The organism is Staphylococcus microti, from assembly GCF_000934465.1.
GTDB lineage: Bacteria > Bacillota > Bacilli > Staphylococcales > Staphylococcaceae > Staphylococcus > Staphylococcus microti.
In genome coordinates this window covers 1-22,899 of sequence record NZ_JXWY01000066.1, presented here as the reverse complement: position 1 = coordinate 22,899, position 22,899 = coordinate 1, and the positions used below count along the sequence as shown (strand labels likewise).

The 22,899-nt window shown below is 39.9% G+C and carries 15 protein-coding genes and 3 pseudogenes; 15 read left to right on the top strand and 3 right to left on the bottom strand.

The annotated features are described in order from the left end of the window. Nucleotides 1–863, top strand: an 863-nt coding sequence (deoB, locus tag TP70_RS08710) for a phosphopentomutase (protein WP_044360778.1), incomplete at its 5' end; no start/stop codon positions are given. 475 nt (nt 864–1,338) lie between these two features. Then, a pseudogene (locus TP70_RS13020) lies at nt 1,339–1,473 on the top strand (KxYKxGKxW signal peptide domain-containing protein); the annotation flags it as partial. Between the two features lie 368 nt (nt 1,474–1,841). Here TP70_RS13020 and TP70_RS12890 read toward each other — a convergent pair. Together TP70_RS12890 and TP70_RS12885 are read right to left on the bottom strand one after the other, a co-directional pair. Next, nucleotides 1,842–2,219 carry a hypothetical protein gene (locus TP70_RS12890; RefSeq protein ID WP_282953969.1) on the bottom strand — a complete coding sequence of 126 codons (378 nt, stop codon included), beginning with the start codon at nt 2,217–2,219 and terminating at the stop codon, nt 1,842–1,844. A 494-nt stretch (nt 2,220–2,713) separates the two neighbouring features. Next, nucleotides 2,714–3,172 carry a hypothetical protein gene (locus tag TP70_RS12885; RefSeq protein ID WP_282953968.1) on the bottom strand — a complete coding sequence of 153 codons (459 nt, stop codon included), beginning with the start codon at nt 3,170–3,172 and terminating at the stop codon, nt 2,714–2,716. 1,610 nt (nt 3,173–4,782) lie between these two features. Between TP70_RS12885 and TP70_RS13055 the strand changes: the two are divergent. The 9 genes and pseudogenes from TP70_RS13055 to gtfB form a co-directional block, all read left to right on the top strand. Continuing rightward, nucleotides 4,783–6,678, top strand: a pseudogene (locus TP70_RS13055) (accessory Sec-dependent LPXTG-anchored adhesin); the annotation flags it as partial. Nucleotides 6,679–8,181: 1,503 nt separating this feature from the next. After that, nucleotides 8,182–8,499 (top strand): LPXTG cell wall anchor domain-containing protein, encoded by a 318-nt coding sequence (locus TP70_RS12870; RefSeq protein ID WP_282953967.1) that lies wholly within the window; start codon nt 8,182–8,184, stop codon nt 8,497–8,499. 108 nt (nt 8,500–8,607) lie between these two features. Continuing rightward, nucleotides 8,608–9,816: an accessory Sec system protein translocase subunit SecY2 gene (gene secY2 / locus TP70_RS08690; protein WP_044361039.1), complete on the top strand. Its 1,209-nt coding sequence runs from the start codon at nt 8,608–8,610 to the stop codon at nt 9,814–9,816. 10 nt (nt 9,817–9,826) lie between these two features. Next, on the top strand, nt 9,827–11,380 hold the full coding sequence (gene asp1, locus TP70_RS08685; protein WP_044361032.1) for an accessory Sec system protein Asp1: 1,554 nt from the start codon (nt 9,827–9,829) through the stop codon (nt 11,378–11,380). After that, a complete protein-coding gene (asp2, locus tag TP70_RS08680; RefSeq protein ID WP_044361031.1) occupies nt 11,370–12,920 on the top strand; it encodes an accessory Sec system protein Asp2 in 1,551 nt (516 codons plus the stop codon). The genes asp1 and asp2 overlap by 11 nt, the downstream gene beginning before the upstream one ends. Then, nucleotides 12,910–13,797: an accessory Sec system protein Asp3 gene (asp3, locus tag TP70_RS11850; RefSeq protein ID WP_052502901.1), complete on the top strand. Its 888-nt coding sequence runs from the start codon at nt 12,910–12,912 to the stop codon at nt 13,795–13,797. The genes asp2 and asp3 overlap by 11 nt, the downstream gene beginning before the upstream one ends. Next, a complete protein-coding gene (secA2, locus tag TP70_RS08670; protein ID WP_044361030.1) occupies nt 13,794–16,184 on the top strand; it encodes an accessory Sec system translocase SecA2 in 2,391 nt (796 codons plus the stop codon). Before asp3 ends, secA2 begins: the two co-directional genes overlap by 4 nt. Before the next feature lie 15 nt (nt 16,185–16,199). Then, nucleotides 16,200–17,717, top strand: a complete 1,518-nt coding sequence (gene gtfA / locus TP70_RS08665) for an accessory Sec system glycosyltransferase GtfA (protein WP_044361029.1) — start codon at nt 16,200–16,202, stop codon at nt 17,715–17,717. After that, complete coding sequence (gene gtfB, locus TP70_RS08660) at nt 17,701–19,041, top strand: accessory Sec system glycosylation chaperone GtfB (protein WP_044361028.1); 1,341 nt, start codon at nt 17,701–17,703, stop codon at nt 19,039–19,041. Before gtfA ends, gtfB begins: the two co-directional genes overlap by 17 nt. 73 nt (nt 19,042–19,114) lie before the next feature. On the opposite strand, the gene yidC is transcribed toward gtfB, so the two are convergent. After that, complete coding sequence (yidC, locus tag TP70_RS08655) at nt 19,115–19,960, bottom strand: membrane protein insertase YidC (RefSeq protein ID WP_044361027.1); 846 nt, start codon at nt 19,958–19,960, stop codon at nt 19,115–19,117. Between the two features lie 192 nt (nt 19,961–20,152). Between yidC and TP70_RS08650 the strand changes: the two genes are divergently transcribed. The 4 genes and pseudogenes from TP70_RS08650 to TP70_RS11845 form a co-directional block, all read left to right on the top strand. Beyond that, nucleotides 20,153–20,356 carry a helix-turn-helix transcriptional regulator gene (locus TP70_RS08650; protein ID WP_044361026.1) on the top strand — a complete coding sequence of 68 codons (204 nt, stop codon included), beginning with the start codon at nt 20,153–20,155 and terminating at the stop codon, nt 20,354–20,356. Then, the gene (locus tag TP70_RS08645; RefSeq protein WP_044361025.1) at nt 20,353–21,072 is read left to right on the top strand and encodes a DUF3169 family protein; all 720 of its coding nucleotides are present in this window, start codon (nt 20,353–20,355) and stop codon (nt 21,070–21,072) included. Before TP70_RS08650 ends, TP70_RS08645 begins: the two co-directional genes overlap by 4 nt. Nucleotides 21,073–21,250: 178 nt before the next feature. After that, nucleotides 21,251–21,421, top strand: coding sequence for a VraH family peptide resistance protein (locus TP70_RS12295; protein ID WP_142382310.1), 171 nt, complete (start codon nt 21,251–21,253; stop codon nt 21,419–21,421). An 808-nt stretch (nt 21,422–22,229) separates the two neighbouring features. Then, nucleotides 22,230–22,899, top strand: a pseudogene (locus TP70_RS11845) (hypothetical protein); the annotation flags it as partial.

Genomic DNA, 22,899 nt, shown 5'->3' with positions numbered 1-22,899 from the left:
ACGGGTTCCCAGACGAGTTAGTCGCAGAAATTGAACGTTTAACAGGACGCAAAGTTGTGGCGAACCGTCCAGCGTCAGGCACACAAATTATTGACGAGTGGGGCGCACATCAGATGGAAACGGGTGACTTAATCGTCTACACATCAGCAGACCCTGTGTTACAAATCGCAGCACATGAAGACATCATTCCACTTGAAGAACTGTATGATATTTGTGAAAAAGTACGTGAATTAACGAAAGATCCGAAGTACTTGATTGGCCGTATTATTGCACGTCCGTATGTGGGTGAACCGGGTAACTTCACACGTACAAGTAATCGTCACGACTACGCATTGAAACCATTCGGTCGTACGGTCATGAATACATTGAAAGATGCGGATTATGACGTCATTGCGATCGGTAAAATCAACGATATCTATGACGGTGAAGGTGTGACGGAAGCAATTCGTACGAAGAGTAACATGGATGGTATGGATCAGCTGATGAACGTTGTGAAGAAAGATTTCAAAGGCTTAAGCTTCTTGAACTTAGTAGACTTTGATGCGTTATACGGACATCGCCGAGACAAACCAGGTTATGCGCAAGCGTTGAAAGACTTCGACGAACGCCTACCGGAACTATTCGACAACATGCGTGAGGACGACTTGTTGATTATCACAGCAGACCACGGTAATGACCCGACAGCGGATGGTACAGATCACACACGTGAATACATTCCAGTGCTGTTCTACAGTCCGAAATTCAACGGTGGTAAAGCATTGGACGGCGATACAACATTTAGTTCTATCGGTGCCACAATCGCTGAAAACTTTGGCGTGACATTGCCAGAATTTGGCCGTAGCTATTTAAATGAATTGAAGTAATATATATAGGAAGAACCTCTATCATTGACTTGGTAGAGGTTTTTTGTTGTTTAAAAAAGAAACTCAAAACAGCACTTATATCAAGAAGTACAGCGATATTGAAAAATGTGTAAAGAATGTTGTTCCGTAAGTAAAAATATTGTGAAAGGCAAATGCTAGAATATTAAATAATCACACATCCCTATAGTTGAGGATTGAAACTATTTACAAGTAGTTGACTCTCGGAGTGATAGTTTTTTGAGACGCAGATGTTATTAAGTATGAGTATAAGATAGAAATAAGTTTCATTTGCTGTAACAGAGCGTGTTACTCCTCTTATCAATCAACGTAATAAAGTGCGCGCTATATTTGTAGCGTGTTTTTTTATTACTATTGTGTACTGTTTTAGAGAGTGAACCTAGTCAGTCACCTCAATTCTCCAAGAAATATATAGGGAAAGTTGATGATTTAATAAATTTTTGATGGGAGTTTTGGAATGACTAAGAAATTTAGGGAGTTCAAGAAAAGCCTCGGCGAAGAAAAAGCTCGGGTTAAACTGTATAAATCAGGTAAAAATTGGGTGAAAGCCGGTATTAAAGAGATTCAATTACTTAGAATGTTAGGGTTATCTTTACTAACAGATAAGGTAGATAAAGATCAAGATGAGGCAGCTGGTGTTGGTAATGTGATTAAGCGTAATGCGCTGAAAACAACAGCTGTTACAGGTGGCTTGTTTACTGTTAACATGTTGCATGATCAACAAGCATTTGCGGCATCACAAACGCCTATCACATCAGAATTAGCGACACAAAGCCAAACAATTGGTGATCAAACATCTGTCGCAATTGAACAGTCACAAGCTGCACCAGAAAGTGAAAGTACTGTTGCAAATAGTGAAGGGTTTGCGGTAAGTGAAAGTACAACGAATAGTGATACAACAAAAGCATCAGAAAGCGAATCAGCTAAAGATGATGCGTCAACATCAACTGAACAGAACAGTCAATCGACTTCTGAATCAGAAAGTAAGAGTGCGTCTGAATCAGTATCTATTTCAGAGAGCAAGCAAGCTTCAACATCAGAAAGTACGAGTGCATCAACTTCAGAAAGTGAAAAAGCATCAGAAAGTAAGGAAGCAAAGGCTTCGGATACAAAAACAACATCAGAGAGCCAAAAGGCAAGTGACAGTAACACACAATCATCAAATGTTTCCAAGACCTCAAACAGCATGACATCAGTTGAGACCTCAACATCACATTCAACATCTATGTCCTCAGTCATCAAATCAGATTTACAAAAATTAAAGAATTCATTTTTCCGTTCTGTAAACCAGTCAGTTCTTAGAGCTGTATCATCGACGCCGGCTGAACAAGTTTTCACAGGCACAGGTACGGATAAGTTATACAACAAACCAATTTATTATAAATTGAGAGTGACAAGTGATGGGAAACGACTAACATTCCAATATACTGTGTCATATGACAATCCGAATACAACAGCGATTGAGCAAACGAATATTCCAACTAGTGCATCTATTACAAGTTCGCATGATTCATTATTGCCAATGTTACATTTAGGTAATGGTTACGGAACACCATCGAGTGTAACAGGTGGTGTAACTGAACCGGGCTATAACGGTACGTATAAACAAAGACCAGCACCATCAACTTCAGCGGTTACAAGTTCAGGCAATGGCAATTATTGGTGGGATGCTCCAGTATTAACAGGATACTTTGCGAAAGCTGGTGCCGGTTTAATGTCACAATTTACAGTGCCAATTACGAATCCATCAGGTGACTTGTCATGGACATTTACACCATACGCGACACAAGATGATACATCTGTAGGTCGAGCAAACTATTTCAATGGCACAATTAAAGGGACAGAGCCAATTTCAAGTGCTTCACAAAGCCAATCACAAAAATTAAGTGAAACACAAGCTTCGGCTTCGTTAAGTACATCGACATCACAGGCTTCAGCTTCATTAAGTACATCGACATCGCTGGCTTCAGTATCACTAAGTCAATCAACGAGCCAATCAGCAGCATCGGCAAGTCGTTCAACGTCATTGAGTCAATCAACGAGCCAGTCAGCAGCATCGGCAAGTCGTTCAACATCATTGAGCCAATCAACGAGTCAGTCAGCAGCATCGGCAAGTCGCTCAACGTCATTGAGTCAATCAACGAGCCAGTCAGCAGCATCGGCAAGTCGCTCAACATCATTGAGCCAATCAAAGAGCCAGTCAGCAGCATCGGCAAGTCGCTCAACGTCATTGAGTCAATCAACGAGCCAGTCAGCAGCATCGGCAAGTCGTTCAACATCATTAAGCACATCAACAAGTGTGAGCGCAAGTAAATTGACATCAGCAAGTAAGTCAACATCACTAAGCGCATCGACAAGTGTGAGCGCAAGTAAATTGACATCAGCAAGTAAGTCAACATCACTAAGCGCATCGACAAGTGTAAGTACAAGTAAATTGACATCAGCAAGCAAGTCAACATCACTAAGTGCGTCAACAAGTACATCAACAGCGTCAGATAGTACGTCAAGAAGCGCAAGCACAAGTAAATCCGCATCATTAAGTGCATCAACAAGTACGAGCACAAGTAAATTGACATCAGCAAGCAAGTCGACATCATTAAGTGCGTCAACAAGCACATCGACAGTGTCAGCAAGTACGTCAAGAAGTGCAAGTGTAAGTAAGTCCGCATCATTAAGTGCATCAACAAGTACGAGCACAAGTAAATTGACATCAGCAAGTAAGTCAACATCACTAAGTGCGTCAACAAGCACATCTGCAGCATCAGATAGCACATCAAGAAGTACAAGTGTAAGTAAATCAGCATCACTAAGCGCATCGACAAGTGTAAGTACAAGTAAATTGACATCAGCAAGCAAGTCAACATCACTAAGTGCGTCAACAAGTACATCGACAGTGTCAGCGAGCACATCAAGAAGTGCAAGTGTAAGTAAGTCCGCATCAATGAGTGCATCGACAAGTACGAGCACAAGTAAATTGACATCAGCAAGTAAGTCGACATCACTAAGTGCGTCAACAAGCACATCGACGGCGTCGGCAAGTACGTCAAGAAGTGCAAGTGTAAGTAAATCCGCATCACTAAGCGCATCAACAAGTGTAAGTACAAGCAAATTGACATCAGCAAGCAAGTCAACATCACTAAGTGCGTCAACAAGTACATCGACAGTGTCAGCGAGCACATCAACAGCGTCAGATAGTACGTCAAGAAGTGCAAGTGTAAGTAAATCCGCATCATTGAGTGCATCGACAAGTACGAGTGCAAGTAAATTGACATCAGCAAGCAAGTCAACATCACTAAGTGCGTCAACAAGTACATCGACAGTGTCAGATAGTACATCAAGAAGTGCGAGCGTAAGTAAATCCGCGTCATTGAGCGCATCGACAAGTGTGAGCACAAGTAAATTGACATCAGCGAGCAAGTCAACATCACTAAGCGCATCGACAAGCACATCCACAGCATCAGATAGTACATCAAGAAGTGCGAGTGTAAGTACAAGTAAATCAGCATCAGTGAGCAAGTCTGCATCACTAAGTGCGTCAACAAGTACATCGACAGTGTCAGATAGTACATCAAGAAGTGCGAGCGTAAGTAAATCCGCGTCATTGAGTGCGTCGACAAGTGTGAGCACAAGTAAATTGACATCAGCGAGCAAGTCGACATCACTAAGTGCGTCAACAAGCACATCAACAGCATCAGATAGCACATCAAGAAGTACAAGTGTAAGTAAATCCGCATCAGTGAGTAAGTCGACATCACTAAGTGCGTCAACAAGTACATCGACAGTGTCAGAGAGCACATCAAGAAGCGCAAGTGTAAGTAAGTCCGCATCATTAAGCGCATCAACAAGTGCAAGCACAAGCAAGTCAACATCAGTGAGCAAATCGGCATCGCTAAGTGCGTCAACAAGTACATCAACGGCGTCAGATAGTACATCAAGAAGTGCAAGCGTAAGTAAATCCGTATCATTGAGCGCTTCAACAAGTGCAAGTACGTCGACAGTATCAGATAGCACATCAAGAAGTACGAGCGTAAGTAATTCTGCATCGTTAAGTGGATCGACAAGTGTAAGCACAAGTAAATCGGCATCATTGAGCAAGTCTGCATCACTAAGTGCGTCAACAAGTACATCAACAGCGTCAGATAGTACGTCAAGAAGCGCAAGTGTAAGTAATTCTGCATCAATGAGTGCATCAACAAGCACATCGACAGTATCAGATAGTACATCAAGAAGCGCAAGTGTAAGTAAGTCCGCATCATTAAGCGCATCGACAAGTACGAGCACAAGCAAATTGACATCAGCGAGCAAGTCGACATCACTAAGTGCGTCAACAAGTACATCAACAGCGTCAGATAGTACGTCAAGAAGCGCAAGCACAAGTAAGTCTGCATCAATGAGTGCATCACTAAGCGCATCGACAAGTGCAAGCACAAGTAAATTGACATCAGCGAGCAAGTCAACATCAATGAGTGGATCAGCAAGCTTGAGTACTTCAGTATCAGAAAGCACAAGCAAGTCAACATCAGTGAGCAAATCGGCATCGCTAAGTGCGTCAACAAGTACATCAACGGCGTCAGATAGTACATCAAGAAGTGCAAGCGTAAGTAAATCCGTATCATTGAGCGCTTCAACAAGTGCAAGTACGTCGACAGTATCAGATAGCACATCAAGAAGTACGAGCATAAGTAATTCTGCATCGTTAAGTGGATCGACAAGTGTAAGCACAAGTAAATCGGCATCACTAAGTGCGTCAGTAAGTCAGTCGACAGCATCAGACAGTACTTCAGAAAGCACAAGCAAGTCGGCATCAGTGAGCAAGTCGACATCACTAAGTGCGTCAACAAGTACATCAACAGCGTCAGATAGTACGTCAAGAAGCGCAAGCACAAGTAAGTCTGCATCAATGAGTGCATCACTAAGCGCATCGACAAGTACGAGCACAAGTAAATTGACATCAGCGAGCAAGTCGACATCACTAAGTGCATCGACAAGTACATCAACAGTGTCGGATAGTACATCAAGAAGTGTAAGTACAAGTAAATCCGCATCATTGAGCAAGTCGACATCATTAAGTGCGTCAACAAGTACATCGACAAGTGTGAGCACAAGTAAATTGACATCAGCGAGCAAGTCGACATCACTAAGTGCATCAACAAGTACATCAACAGCGTCAGATAGTACGTCAAGAAGCGCGAGCGTAAGTAAATCCGCATCATTAAGTGCGTCGACAAGTGTAAGTACAAGTAAATCCGCATCAGTGAGCAAGTCAGCATCACTAAGTGCGTCAACAAGCACATCGACAGTGTCAGATAGCACATCAAGAAGTACAAGCGTGAGTAATTCAACATCATTAAGTGCATCAACAAGCACATCGACAGAATCAGGCAGCACATCAAGAAGTGCAAGCGTAAGTAAATCCGCGTCAATGAGTAACTCAACAAGTGTAAGTACGTCAGCATCAACAAGCGTTAGCACTTCAGTATCAGAAAGTACAAGCAAGTCAATGACAGGAAGTAACTCAGCGTCAGCGAGCACATCATTGTCAGGAAGTGCATCGAAATCATTGAGTACATCAACATCAATGAGCGGATCAGAAAGTGCAAGTAAATCAACATCATTGAGCACTTCGGTAAGCATGAGCAACTCAGGTAATAGTAGTTCAACTTCAGTATCTGAAAGCACAAGTAAATCAGTATCAATGAGTGCATCGACAAGTGCAAGTACAAGTAAATCAGTATCAATGAGTGCATCGACAAGTGCAAGTACAAGTAAATCAGTATCAATGAGTGCATCGACAAGTGCAAGTACAAGTAAATCGGTATCAGTGAGCAAGTCAGCATCACTAAGTGCGTCAACAAGCACATCAACAGTGTCAGATAGCACATCAAGAAGTGCGAGTGTGAGTAAATCCGCGTCATTAAGCACATCAACAAGCGTTAGCACTTCAGTATCAGAAAGTACAAGCAAGTCAATGACAGGAAGCAACTCAGCATCAATGAGCATGTCAACATCAATGAGTGACTCAGCAAGCGTGAGTACTTCAGCATCGACAAGTGCAAGCAAGTCAATGACAGGAAGTAACTCAGTATCAATAAGCACATCATTATCAGGAAGTGCATCGAAATCATTGAGTATGTCAACGTCAATGAGCAACTCAGCAAGCGTGAGCACTTCAGTATCGACAAGCGCAAGCAAGTCAATGACAGGAAGCAACTCAGCATCAATGAGCGGATCAGAGTCAGCGAGCACATCATTATCAGCGAGTGCATCAAAATCATTAAGCACATCAATGAATGACTCAGCAAGCGTGAGTACTTCAGCATCGACAAGCGCAAGCAAGTCAATGACAGGAAGCAACTCAGTATCAATGAGCGGATCAGAGTCAGCGAGTGCATCAAAATCATTAAGCACATCAATGAATGACTCAGCAAGCGTGAGCACTTCAGCATCGACAAGCGCAAGCAAGTCAATGACAGGAAGCAACTCAGCATCAATGAGCGGATCAGAGTCAGCGAGTACATCATTATCAGGAAGTGCATCGAAATCATTGAGTGTATCAACTAGCGTAAGTGGTTCAGCAAGTAAGAGTACTTCAGCATCGACAAGCGCAAGCAAGTCAATGACAGGAAGTAACTCAATGTCAGCGAGCACATCATTATCAGGAAGTGCATCGAAATCATTAAGCACATCAACATCAATGAGTGACTCAGCAAGCGTGAGCACTTCAGCATCGGCAAGCGCAAGCAAGTCAATGACAGGAAGCAACTCAGCATCAATGAGCGGATCAGCGTCAATGAGTACATCATTATCAGCGAGTGCATCGAAATCAATGAGCATGTCAACATCAATGAGTGACTCAGCAAGCGTGAGTACTTCATTATCAGAAAGCGCAAGCAAGTCAATGAGCACATCATTATCAGCGAGTGCATCAAAATCATTGAGCGTATCAACTAGCGTAAGTGGTTCAGAAAGTAAGAGTACTTCAGTATCGACAAGTACAAGCGAATCAATGACAGGAAGTAAATCGATGTCAGCAAGCGTGAGTACTTCATTATCAGGAAGTGCATCAAAATCAATGAGCATGTCAACGTCAATGAGTGACTCAGCAAGCGTGAGTACTTCAGTATCGACAAGCGCAAGCAAGTCAATGACAGGAAGCAACTCAGTATCAATGAACGGATCAGCATCAATGAGCACATCACTATCAGGAAGTGCATCAAAATCATTGAGCATGTCAACATCAATGAGCGATTCAGCGAGCATGAGTGCTTCGGTATCAACTAGCGTAAGTACTTCAACAAGTATGAGTAACTCAAGTAACACTGGTTCAAGCTCTGTATCTACGAGCACTAGTACGTTAGGTTCAACGTCTATGAATACGAGCGAATCAACATCAACGCACAATATGTCATCAACAGCTGGCTCAATGGCAGTTACACAACTTGCTATGGCTGGTGATGTCCAAGACCAATCAACTGCTAAGGGACAACTTCCTGAAACAGGTCAAGCATCGACTGGTAACAATACTGGTTTAGTTGCAGCGGCTGTAGCAATGTTTGGTGGATTAGGTTTACTCAGAAAAGCAAAAAAGGATCAGAAGAAAGAACAAGCTGATCAATAATTAATTAACTAACATGGGTTAAAGAGGTGGCACACAATTTTAATAAGTTGTGTTGCCTGCCTCTTTGGCAACATGTTTTAAAAGAGGGTTAAAGTGAAGAATCATTTATTGAATCGTATTTTGCGCCAATACGAATATAAAGTTTTATATAAACGGTGCGCATTTACATTTTTAATCTTATTCATATACATATTAGGAAGTCGCATTACGATTGTGGATCCGTCCCATATGATTGTAAAAGACAAATCTTTTTATCAACTAGCTGTATCGAATGTCGGCGGTGATATACAAACATTAAATCTGTTTTCGCTTGGGCTAGGACCATGGTTAACAGCACTCATTTTCTTAATGTTAGTACGTTATCGAGATGTAGAAAAATCGGCACAGTTGACACGTAGAGAGAAACACTATCAAGAGAAATTGTTAGCGCTCATGTTGAGTGTTGTACAAGGTTATTTTGTCATCTACCAATATGTGAGTGTTCAACAAAGGGAACATACAAATATTTGGCTAATGTTGTTAATCCTTGTGGCAGGCACCATGTTACTTATTTGGTTAGCTGACCAAAATGTAAGATATGGAATTGCTGGTGCGATGCCTATTGTATTGATGAGTATTATCCGTTCAATTTTTCATCAACAATTACCGGATGTTGCGATAGATGGCTGGTTGTTAACACTAATCGTTGTGTTGATTGGGGTAACATTAGTTATTTTACTGTTCATGGAGTTTGTAGAATATCGCCTTCATTATCGAGATATTATGCAGGTGGATCAAAGTCGTGCACAAACATTTGTTGCTTGGAAAATCAATCCAGCTGGCAGCATTTCAATCATGATTAGTTTGTCTGTATTTATTTTACTCAACAGTTTATTGAACATGATCTTTAACTTTTTGCCAGATCTGTCGGTGGACTTGGATGTGTTACAACTGAGTCATCCAGTAGGTGTTACGGTATACATTTTATTGCAAGTGACGCTCGGATACGCTTTATCGCGTTTATTAATTCATACAAAACAGACATCAAAAACGTTTTTGAAGTCAGGCAATTATTTTGAAAAGATACAACCTGGTCCAGAGACGAATCGCTATTTAAATCATAAGGCACGATTAGTATGTTGGACAGGCGCAGGTATTGTAGGCGTCATTATAGGCGTTCCTATGTATTTATCATTGCTTGTACCGCAGCTGTCTCAACAAATATATTTTGCCATTCAGCTGATGATTGTGATGTATATCAGCATTAATATTGCGGAGACGGTACGAACGTATTTGTATTTCGATAAATATCAACAGTTTTTAACAAAGTATTGGTAAGGAGCATTTTATGAAGTATTTTATACCGGCTTGGTACAGTACAGAGCAATGGTGGGCATGTAAATTGTCGCCGTATTACTACAACCAAGCAGAAACGGCATTTGACGATATGATCAGTTTGATGTCTATGCATCGGCTTAATCGGCAGTCATTTGAAGTAATCGTACTGAACTATACCCCTGATTTGCGCACTTTTTTGCATAGACATGACTTGTTTGATGTGACGTATTGGTCGGTGTTTGATGACATACAAGGCTTTAAGCATCGAACACCAAGAGCGGTAGACTATCGGCAATTAAACTGGCCAGCGGGGACAGAATTCCTTTATTTACCGCATATGATTCGTGCATTCATGTCTCCTGAAATGTATGCCAATATTTACTTTGATCAAGATGGTTATGTGATATGGATTGAAGTTTATCAAAATGAGATTTTGCGTTACCGGTACGTTCTGGATGACCGTGGTTACGTATCGAGTATTGTTTATTGTGATGTTTCAGGTCAGTCACAATATCAACGTTATCTTACACATGATGGAGCTTGGATTTTACAAGAAGATTGTTCGGATGGCAGTGTGTGCATAAATGAACCATTTCATCATCATTTTGAACAAACGCATTATACATCTATGTCTCAAGTGATTTTTGAATATTTGGCGCGCTATCGGGATAAAGCATTTAACGCAACAGATACGGTTATTGTGGCTTCAGATGTTAGACATAACACGTCAATTTCAAATATATTTGCGCATTATAAACGCTGTTACTCAGTTTTTCAACGACGTCCACATGAGACAGTTGCGGCAATAGAGACGCTTGATATGCATGCGAGTTGGCTTGTTGACACACTTGAGAATGAACAGCGCCTGAAGTCTTATCAGGTACAGGCAGGTCTTAAAAATCACATGATGCGCATTACACCGTTTGATGCACAGCCGATGTCGAATATCAGTAGCCAGTTACATGAAACGTATATTGGCGTTTGGTTGGATGGATTGCATACAGAAGACATCATGACGATGTTAGCACAGTTGGAAGCGTATATGGGACAAGATGATACGCTGCGTTTGACGTTGCTTACGAAACAAAAGTCAGTCGTTGCATTACCGCAACAGGTTCAGTTGGAAATAGAAGCAATGAATGCTCGGATGAATGAAGATGAGCTATCGGAAGCAGTGACAGAATTGATGAAAGAAAAAGAACCGATTAAGTATGTTCAAGCAAAACATGTGCCATTTGAACTCGACATTATAGAAGCGATGACGACATTGCGTCTTGTGATTGATTTGTCTAAAGAACCGGATTTATTTTTACAGATTTGTTGTTTAAGTACAGGTATTCCACAAATTAATGTTCGTGCTACAGATTATGTGACGCATGAGGCGAACGGCTTTGTGCTGGATAAGAAAACGGATTTGAATATTGCTTTAGATTATTTTTTAGTGCAATTGAAAAATTGGAACCACTCTTATGCGTATGCAATGAAGTTAGCGAAAAAGTATGCGTCCGACAAAATTATTGCACAGTTAGATGCGCTGATTGAAGGTGATTATCATGGCGCGTAAGTTTAATGCGCTACAAATAGGTGGAGAAAATATCGCAAAAGGTTTTGAACCCCAGGCGAAAACAGTCTGGCACCATGTTTCAGATGAAGATGTGCTACAAGGGGTAGAGGTTGTTCAAGAACTGCTTCCTCACAAGGTGAAGTTTGATTTTATTTATGTACAGATGTCGTATTCAGAGTCATTGATGGCACTCCTTTCAAAGCTGAGTCAACCGTATACGACATATATCGACCAAGCCTATTGGAATGCTGATTTTGAGAATGATTCAAAGGTGCAACGCTATTTGATGAGACCGTTTATTTATGCAGATATATATGAGCGTAATGAAAAGTTACAAGCAGTGACATTCCCCGGGCAATATGGCGATAAGATTACGCCTGATTTTTGCAAGGTACAACATGATTTCCAAGGAGAGGCACATCATGAAGGCAAAGAGGCTTTTGTGATTGAGGGGGATTTTGGGGAGACACTCACGCCTTTACTGTATTGGCAACGTAGTCTCGTTTATGACAGGGACAAAGTGATTCAAGTGTGGCCGGAATATACGTTGTCAGGTGATGTGGAAGTTGAATTTGTTTATCGCTTAGTACCTTTTAATCGTCCTGGTCATGTGACGGAAGTTTTTGTTCGTCAACATCATGAACTAGAGATGCCGCTGGAGATTCCAAGACGGTCGTACGATGCACATGTTGTCATGAGTTTGCGTGCGAAAGGAACTGGAAGAATACGCATGGGTGCGGTACATAAGCGTTGGTCTCGTTTAGATCTCGGACAATTTATTCTTGGTGGCGAGCGATATGCGGATCATCAGCGTAATGAGTTTATTCACTATTTTCATCCGGGTGATATGAAGCCGCCACTCAACGTCTATTTCAGTGGTTATCGTTCAGCAGAAGGGTTTGAAGGTTTCTTTATGATGAAGCAACTTAAAGCGCCATTCATATTGATTGCAGATCCGCGTGTGGAAGGTGGCTCGTTTTACTTAGGGTCTGATGCGTATGAACAAGCCATTAAGAAAGTGATTCAAGATGGTTTGACACGTTTAGGGTTTAAGAAAGATGATTTGATTTTGTCGGGATTGTCGATGGGCTCGTTTGGCGCATTGTATTATGGTGCCCAGTTGCATCCTGCTGCAGTCATCGTTGGTAAGCCGTTAGTCAATATAGGAACGGTGGCTGAAAGTATGGCACTCATACGACCAGACGACTTCGGAACAGCCTTGGATGTGTTGCGTAAAAATGAAGGCGACTTGACACCTGCTGCGATTCAGCGATTGAATGAAAAGTTTTGGCGTCAATATGAAAACAAAGATTTGTCCAAAACGACATTTGCGATTTCTTATATGATTCACGATGACTATGATAAACATGCTTTTGATATGTTATTGCCAATATTAAGTCGTCAGCATGCCCGGGTGATACAAAGAGGCGTGCCCGGTCGACATAATGATGATTCGTCAACAATCACAAGTTGGTTTGTTAACTTTTACAACATGATCCTTGAACAACAATTTGGAAGGGGACGTGCACATGCTAAGTAACAGTCATACGATACGTTGGACACAAGTGACAGATGATACGTTTATGTACGGTACACGCCTGAAATTTCATCGTGACGGCAGTGTTGTTTTTGAAAATGCACTGATGCCGTCGAGTATTGTTATTCATGAATGGAAGATGATGACGCATTTTGTCGCTGATAAGACCATTCCACAATTGCCAATATTGAAACACGGGCAAAGTTATCGCTTCGTTCTGGACTACGATGTTGAACCAGCGGAAGGTGTTTATTTTAAAGTCGTGTTCAAAAAAAGTAATGGTACGGAAATCGATGCCGTCATTATTCGAGAACGAGAAGCTGTCATCACATATCCAGCAGATGCGTTTTCATATGAACTACAAATGTTGAATGCTGCCGCAAAGCGTGTCAAATTTCGTGCAATCAACATTATTGAAGAAACGACGACCACACGAGCAGAGGCCCTTACGATTTCTGAAATTAAACAAGAGTCGGAACATGTGTCCGTGATGAATGTCATTGTTGTTGCGGAAGAAGGGGTATCACGTGATGCGATAAGGTCTTTACCGAATGTCATTATGATTGCAGGTTGGCAACTGGAAGATATAGGGAAGATTGCGCATGTGTTAGCACCGTTGCAACAAGGATATGCTTTGAACTTTATCGGATATACACGAGAGACTGATGTGATGGCGTATCAGTTGGCGGAATACATGCGGGAAACAGCGTGGGTCACAACAGATGAACAGCTGCCTACCAAGTCTGATGTTGCTGTGGAAGTATACGGTGATATAGCACCACGTGATACAGAATTGTCGCTTGTATCGTCACTATTACATGCGAGTCACCATCTCAATAAATTAGATGAAACGGTGCTAAATGGAGGTGTGCGTAGATGAAACAACGCGTTAACGGCATCATTAACAAAGGACGTTTAAAGCGTATTTACAAGCGTTTAAGACAGGTTAATGCGTACAGTGAGACATTTCGACAACTGAGTGATGAAGCGCTAAAGGCAAAGACAACGGAATTCCGACAACGTTTAGCAGATGGCGCTTCACTCTCGTCACTCTTACCTGAAGCGTATGCGGTTATTCGGGAAGCAAGTCAACGTGTGCTTGGTATGTATCCGAAAGACGTACAAGTGTTAGGTGCCATCGTTTTACATGATGGAAACATTGCCGAAATGCAGACGGGAGAAGGCAAGACATTAACTGCGACGTTGCCACTATATCTTAATGGATTGACTGGCAAAGGGGCGTATTTAATTACAACGAATGATTATTTAGCACGTCGTGACTGTGAAGAGATGACGCCGCTTTTTGAATGGCTTGGTTTATCCATTGCGTTGGGTTTTGTAGAAGATCCAGAGTATGAATATATGCCCGGTGAAAAGCGTGCGATGTATGAATATGACATTATTTATACGACAAACGGTCGTCTCGGTTTTGACTATTTAATTGATAACTTGGCAGATAGTAAAGAAGCGAAATTTTTACCGCCACTTTACTTTGGCATTATTGATGAAGCCGATTCGATTGTATTAGACTCGGCGCAAACACCTCTCGTTATTTCAGGAGCGCCACGTGTGCAATCCAATTTATTTGGCATCACAAAAACATTTGTTGAAACGTTGGAAGAAGACATTCATTACGCGGTGAACAAGAAAGAAAAAGCAATATGGCTGACACCTGAAGGGATTACGAGAGCCAATGCTTATTTCGGTATCGACAATATCTATGATACGCCATACTTTGATCTCATTCGCAATATTAACTTGGCATTACGTGCACGCCATATGTTTGAAGCGAATTTGGATTACTTTGTTTATAACGGTGAAGTCGTGCTGATCGACCGTGTGACAGGCCGTATGTTGCCGGGAACGAAACTACAGTCAGGGTTACATCAAGCGATTGAAGCAAAAGAAGGTGTGGAGATTTCTGAAGATAGAAGTGCGATGGCGACGATTACGTTCCAAAACTTTTTTCGACAATTTGATGTGTTCTCAGGTATGTCAGCGACGAGTAAGTTAGGGGAGAAAGAGTTTTTTGACCTTTATGGCAAGGTAGTCGTACAAATACCAACGGACAAACCGATTAAACGTATTGATTATGCAGATCGTGTGTTTAAAGATTTAACCGCCAAAAATAATGCGATTATCGAACGTGTATGTACGTTGCATAAGAAGCAGCGACCAGTGTTATTAATTACTCGAACGGCAGAAGCGGCGGAATATTTTTCAATGCAGTTTTTTGATCGCCATATTCCAAACAATTTGTTAATTGCACAAAATGTTGCGAAAGAAGCGCAGATGATTGCTGAAGCAGGACAACTTGGTGCAGTGACGGTTGCGACGAGTATGGCAGGACGTGGGACAGATATTAAACTGGCGGAAGGTGTTGAAGAACTCGGCGGATTGGCTGTTATTGTAAGTGAACATATGGAGAATAGTCGTGTAGACCGCCAATTGCGTGGACGTGCCGGACGTCAAGGGGACCCGGGTAGCTCACAAATTTATATTTCGTTAGAAGACTACGTTGTACAACGCTGGGGCAAAAGTAAGTTGTTAGACAAAGGGCAACTTGATCGGATTGACGCTGACACTTTTGAAAATAGTCGTTTATTCCAGCAGCAAGTAAAGCATATTGTGGCACGTGCACAACGGGTCTCTGAAGAAAAAGGAACGACAACGCGAGAGATGAATAATGAATATGAAAAGAGCTTGAGTGCACAGCGAGAGATTATTTATGCAGAACGTGATCGCGTACTTGATCAAGAACAATTACATGGCGACCAATTAATGGCATTAGCACAAGATGTCTTTCAGCGAGATTATGATGTGCATCGTTTGAATCAGATAGATCACTTATACGCGTATATTTATCGATATATTAGTTTTCAGTATCGTGGAGACTTTAGTGGTATCGACTTGGCAGATAAACAAGCGGTCGTGGCGCATTTGCTTACGCTGTTTAAAAAACGCCTTGCAGCACAGTATGAAGTCATTGGCAATGATTATATGTTTAACCGCTTTATTCAAAAGGCGATATTGAAAGCAATCGACAGTCGATGGATTCAACAAGTCGATGATTTACAACAATTACGCAGCAGTATTAACAACCGACAAAACGGGAAGCGTAATGCCATTTTTGAATATCATCGCGTGGCACTGGCATCATTTGAAGCGATGCGTGAAGCGGTTAAGGTACATATCGTACATAACTTATGTCAAAGTGTCCCGTCTTTTGATAAAGAGGACAAGTTGGTTATACATTTTCCAAATTAAGAGGTGAAATAAAACGTGACAATTTATAATATTAACTTTGGGATCGGATGGGCAAGCAGTGGTGTAGAATATGCACAAAGCTACCGTGCGAAGTTGCTGAGAGCGATTCGAGCACCGAGAAAGTTTATATTTTTAGATTTTATTAGTAGTGAGAATATCCAAACACTCACAGAAAATATTGGCTTTCATGATGATGAAGTTATCTGGTTATATCAGTATTTTACAGATATTCCTGTTGCGCCATCATCATACACAGTCGCAGATATTGTTGCAGATGTGGCGGAACCGATTGTGAGAGAAGCGAAAGATGGAAAAGTTAAAAGACTCTATCTGGATAATGAGCGGAATTTTATTACATGTTATTTAAAAAATAAAGATGCCGATATTGTAGACCGTGCAGAATTCGTGATTAACGGCATGTTGGTGCGCAAAGATTATTACAGTTATGTGCGTACATTTTCTGAGTACTATGCGCCGAGTAACAATGTTGCCAAGTTGTATATGCGTCAGTTTTACAATGAAGATGGCACGATTGCGTACACAGAGCATATTGATGAAGACACACATTTGTATAATTTTCCAGATCAAAAATTTTATAGCAAAGCTGAGTTTGTTGCACATTTTATTCGGCAGCTACAGCTTACGTCGGAAGATATTTTGATTATCGACCGTTCGACGGATGTTGGCCAAGTGATTTTACAAAACAAAGGCAACAGCAAAGTAGGAGTGGTCGTCCATGCTGAGCACTTTAGTGAGCATGCGACAGATGAAGATCACGTATTGTGGAACAACTACTATGAATATACTTTTGGACAACATGCAGAAATTGATTTTTATATCACAGCAACAGACTTACAAAATCAAATTTTAACAGAACAGTTTGCGAAATATCTGGGTGCGACGCCTAAAATTGTGACAATTCCAGTAGGTAGTTTGCATGAACTGAAATATCCTGTTAAAAAGAGACGCCCTTATTCAATGATCACTGCCTCACGACTGGCGAGTGAAAAGCATATTGACTGGCTTGTGCGTGCAGTCATACGCGCGAAACAAGAAGTGCCTGAGTTGCAGTTTGATATTTATGGCGAAGGTGGTCAGAGAGATATGTTGAAACAAATTATTGATGAACACCGAGCGCATGACTATATACATTTGAAAGGACACGTCAACTTGGAAGAGGTCTATGCGAATTATAAACTGTTCGCATCAGCGTCGACGAGTGAAGGCTTTGGCTTAACTTTACTAGAAGCAGTCGGCTCTGGACTCGGTATGATTGGGTTTGACGTGAACTATGGCAATCCGACTTTTATTCAGAATCATAAAAATGGTTATTTAATACCGATTAATGTGAAAGAAGATAGCACGAAAGACATTGTGGCTACGTATGCACAACATATCGTACGTTTTTTCAAAGCGGGACCGAAACAACCGCATCGTGCGTCTTATCAATTAGCACGCCCGTATTTAACAACTGAGATTCAACAGAAATGGCAAGACTTGATCTCGGAGGTGTCACATGATAAATCTATTTGAACATTATGATAAGCAAACGCAAACACTCTATGATACATTGCGCATTGCAGGCTATGACAATGACACCATTGTGTTAGAAGATGACGGGTTTTTACCTGAGCACTTTATCACGCCGTATCGTTTTTTTGCGCAATATAAAGTACCTAAAAATGCGACGGCTCGTTATTTTAATCAGGTGGGCATTCCACGTTACTGGGAGATTATGGGCAATAATCAATCAGCGACTGTAAGAGATGTCAATAAACAACGTGCAACGATTCATTATCATCGTCCGAGTAAACCGCGTATTGTCAGTCATGTGGAGTGGTTAGATGAAGCGGAACGTTTATTGTATGTCGATCACTACACACAACATGGCGTACTTTTTGCGCAAACATTTTATGACCTGGCCGGCAAAAGAATTTTTCGTAAATATTTAGATCAACAAGGTGCAGAAGTGATATACGAGAACTTTGTCGCACAGTCGATTATTTTAAATTGGAAAGGGAAAGCGCATCATTTCAATAATAAAGTCCAATTTATTCAATTCTTTTTGAGAGCGTTGGATAAAGCACGCAATGGTTTTGTGATTAATACATTAGGCTTGCCGTTTTCAGTGTTATATCATCTTGATGAACCTGGTAATGACCTCATATTTTGGCAAGAACAGTGCCATGGACATGTCCCAGGAAATATGTCATTGGTACTACAAGGTGGCTTAGTGCGTGACTATCATGTCATTGTGCCAGACAGTCAAGAGTATGAAATATTGAAGCAACAAGTAGATGACAATATGCAGCAACGTCTGATACCAGCAGGCTATTTATATGATTATGCAAGTAAAAATGGCTATACCTCAAATGTTGTGACGATGACAAATTCCGATCAAATACATCATGTAGAAGCAATTGTGGAAGCTTGCCCGACAGCAACATTCCATATTGGTGCTGTGACAGAAATGTCAGACAAACTGATGGCATTAGAACGCTATCCCAACGTAAAGCTATTCCCTGCGATTGAAATTGCTACAGTTAACAAACTATATCAGTTATGTGATATTTATTTAGACATCAATGAAGGTGGCGAAATTATTAACGCACTTCAAAAAGCCTTTGACCATGACATGCTTATATTAGGTTATCGCGACATTGCGCATAACTTATCTGTGACTGCAACGGAAAACTTATTCGATAAAGGTGACAATGCAGAGGATCTCATCCAAGCATTAAAAGATGTACAACGGAAAAAACGTTACTTTAAAGTACGTCAAAACTATCAGAAAGCACATGTACATGAAGTGGGAGTGAAAGACTTTAAACAAGTGATCGATAAAGTATTGAAGTAACGCCTATTAAAAAGCCGTATCATGCAAAAATTATTTGTTCATGATACGGCTTTTATAAATGTGTAAGAGACAGTTATTTCTTTTTTCTCTTTACTGTTTTTACATGTTTCTTTTTATCACCTTTAGCAAGCGATTGTTGCAACGTTTCTAGTTTTTGATCCGCTAATTTCGCATAATATTTATTTGAAAGGTACATCTGAATCACTAGGAAGAGTGCACTGACCGACCAATATAAACCTAGCGCAGAAGCGGAAGTTAATGAAATAAAAATAATGAAAGCAGGAGACACAATCATTAATACATAGCCCATTTGTTTTTGATCTTTCGGCATATTTTCTAAACTCACGAGTGATTGTAAAAAATATAAAATCGCTGCAATGGCAGTTATAAAAATATCTGGCTGTGATAAATTAAACCATAAAAAGTCAGGATACGCTGTGATTTGGTTATAAACCGGCCATCTAAGTGCAGCATATAATCCAAATAAAATAGGCATTTGTACGAGAACAGGTAAACAACCTAACATATTTTTCATAGGATTGATTTCGTACTTTTTATATACAGCCATCATGTCTTGATTCGCTTCTAATCGTTCTTCCTGAGTTTTGGCCCGTTTTATCTTGTCTTGAATCGGTGTTAATTCAGTCTTAGCCAAAACGAGCACTTTTCTCATAAATTGTCCTTGTTTCGTTTGTGAAAGCATAAAAGGCAACATAATAAATCGAATTGTTAAAACGATCAGTATAATCGCTAAACCGTAATTATGATTTAAATTCGTTCCAAGCCAATTGAGCAGTAAATCCATAGGCTTAGCAAACGTATTATAAAAAAAGCCACTTCTATTGTCTGGATCAGCATAATTACATCCAGATAAAATGAATGGTAATAACAGAAAAAGCGTGAGGTACTTAATTTTCATAAAATGGAATCCCTTCGTTCTAAATTTCAAACTAAATAACAAATAGTTAGATGTAAAAAAATAATACAGCAATAAACGGTTTGTTCATTTACTATTATACAGAATTGATGACAATAATTCTATTAATAATGACAAAAAACATTGTCATTTTGACATCTTTATTATACTATTGTGGAGAAGAGGTGAGACGCCATGCGAAACCGATTGAAGGAGTTGCGTGCACGAGATGGTTACAATCAAACACAACTCGCAGTTCTGGCTAGTATTTCAAGACAAACGGTTTCTTTAATAGAACGGAATCAATTCACGCCTTCCGTTAAAACGGCGATGTCTATCGCACGTGTCTTTAAAGAACCCGTGGAGAATGTTTTTATTATGGAGGAGGAAGATTTATGAAAGTGATGCGTTACATCTTATTGCTTTTAGTAGGTGGTATAATTGGTGGCGTGATAGGAACGATAATAGGCGTTACGAATGGATTTGATGTCATTAATAAGATTCATTTTGTTAATGATCGTACTGCTATGATAATGGGGATTATCGCAATACTAGGCATCATATTATTGTTTGTATATAACTTGATGATTCAAAAGCAAGCACTGCATTATAAGAAAATGATGGATGAACAAGTGTCTGATTCAGAGACGGATTTACGTGAAAAGAAAGCATCATTGATAGTTTTGCGTATTACGATGGTTTCCTATTTACAACTATTTATCAGCTTGATTTTATTATTGGTATTTGTGATAGGACATGCGACTGAGAGTCATTTTTTATATGTAGTTATTGCATTTATACTTGCAAGTGTAGGGTCAACGCAATACGGTTTATTTATTAGAAAATATGATGCGCGTTATCCAAAAATGGGAGAAAAACAATATACAGAAAAATTACTGGCGCTAATGGATGATGGAGAACGTCATATTACATTAGTATCTATGTATAAAGTGTATACCATCAATACCATGCTACTCATCATAGCGATTATGTTGCTTGGGATTATGTCTATCGGAACGGGTATGAACCACACGTTGAGTATTATCGTGTTGCTGATTATTCTCTCTTATAATGTCTTTGGATACCATTTTAAAGTTAGAAAGTTTTATAAATAATATGTTTGTTAAGTTGGAAAACGCATAGAGGTAAGATTTAAAAGAGCAATAGCACGATTTGAATCGCTAAATTTCTAAGCATTGCAATTTGAACGTGTTCTTTATAACTGAAGTGTCTTCCTTTGATGTATCAACGTATGTCATCAATAGAAAACTTTAAAAATAAAGGGGTTATTTTATGAAAGTTAAAGAATTAATTGCAAGAATTCCAGAATTAGTAATTAATACTAATGTGATTATAGGGTCAGTGATTGCATCTTTTGTATTGAGTATATTTATTACCCCTTTTTTAGGAATACCACTGGGGATTATCCTTGGGTTTTATATGGATAAACAGTTTGAGCAATAGCTTTAGATTTATATCGAGAATAAGGATCCAATAAAAGAGAATTCATTCTGGTGAGTGCTGAGCGCCTATCTATTCATGTTCTGTTAAAAATCCAAATACACATGAATAGATAGGTGATTCATTTTTACAATGTATTTGGGTACTAATTTAAAATTAAAGCGTTCTATAAATAATACGAACGTGTGCTAAGTTGAAAAAGAAAAAAGAGACACAATTTAAAAGAGCGATAGCCTTATAAAAAGGTTATTGTTTTTTTATTTTATTAAGAATGATTATTAATAGTCATTGTGCAAATGAACTAAATTCTAGTTGTGACAATAATTTGTCTACATAAAAAATAGATTGTGAACAACTGATATATCAATAATCAAAAGTGATAAGTAAAAATAATTCGTCAAAATCTTTTCATAATGGTAATTGTAATTAATTTAGAAAGTTGCCTATTAACAAAAATAACTTTATCTTTAATTAATAATATAGAGTTTCATATTTCTGGCTTTTGGGTAACATACTAGGGTCTTTATTATCCAGCTCTAACATCAATGATATGGCTAATAAGGGAAAGTAATTGACTGTGTTATATCTCATTTTTAATCACATGCAAAATTTTTATTTTTAATATTCTTACTATATATATCGGTCTTATTAACTTTTATTCTATCAACTTTTGTAAATGCCATTGTTATAAATGATGTTTGATCCAACGATAAAGCTACGATTTATAAGCTCATTTTGGGAGGTTTTATCAGTAATGAATAACAAAAACAATTTTTTGTCTAATCGTTTAAACAAATATTCGATTAGGAAGATGACAGTTGGGACAGCGTCACTGCTTATCGGTGCAACACTCTTATTTGGAGTGAATAATGATGCACAAGCAGCTGAAGATACGACAAGCGAAGCGACAACAGAAAGTCAATCTGGGGAAGCAAACACAGATCCAGCTGAAACACAATCAGAAGAAGTAGCGGTAGAAAATACAGAAGTGCCGACAACTGAAACGACAGAAGCAGTATCAGAAACAGAAGTGACAACAGAGGGTACTGAAGCTGAGGCGGCAACAACTGAGACAGAAACAGCAGTAGAAGATGATTCAGCAGCCGAAGCAGCAGTAGATGCAGCAACAGAAGAAGTGTCAAACGCATCTACAGAAACTGAAAAAGTGACGGAAGTGCAACCAGAATCTACGCAAGATGTTGAACCTACAAAAACAGTAAGTAACGAAACAATGTCAGCTGTTGAAAGTGACGTACCACAAGACGTTGCGCAGACAGAATCACCTGCATCAACTGAAGTAACAGCGCAATCGGATACACCTGTGATTACATCAGCAGAGACAGCAGTGCCGGAAACGCGTTACGATGCAGCAGTTGCGCTTTCTGAAGAATTAGAGAAAAACAAAGAATACGCAACGGCAACAAGCGGTACAACATTCCGTTCTGCTTTTCGTAGTGCGGGAACAACACGTGCCGTTGAAG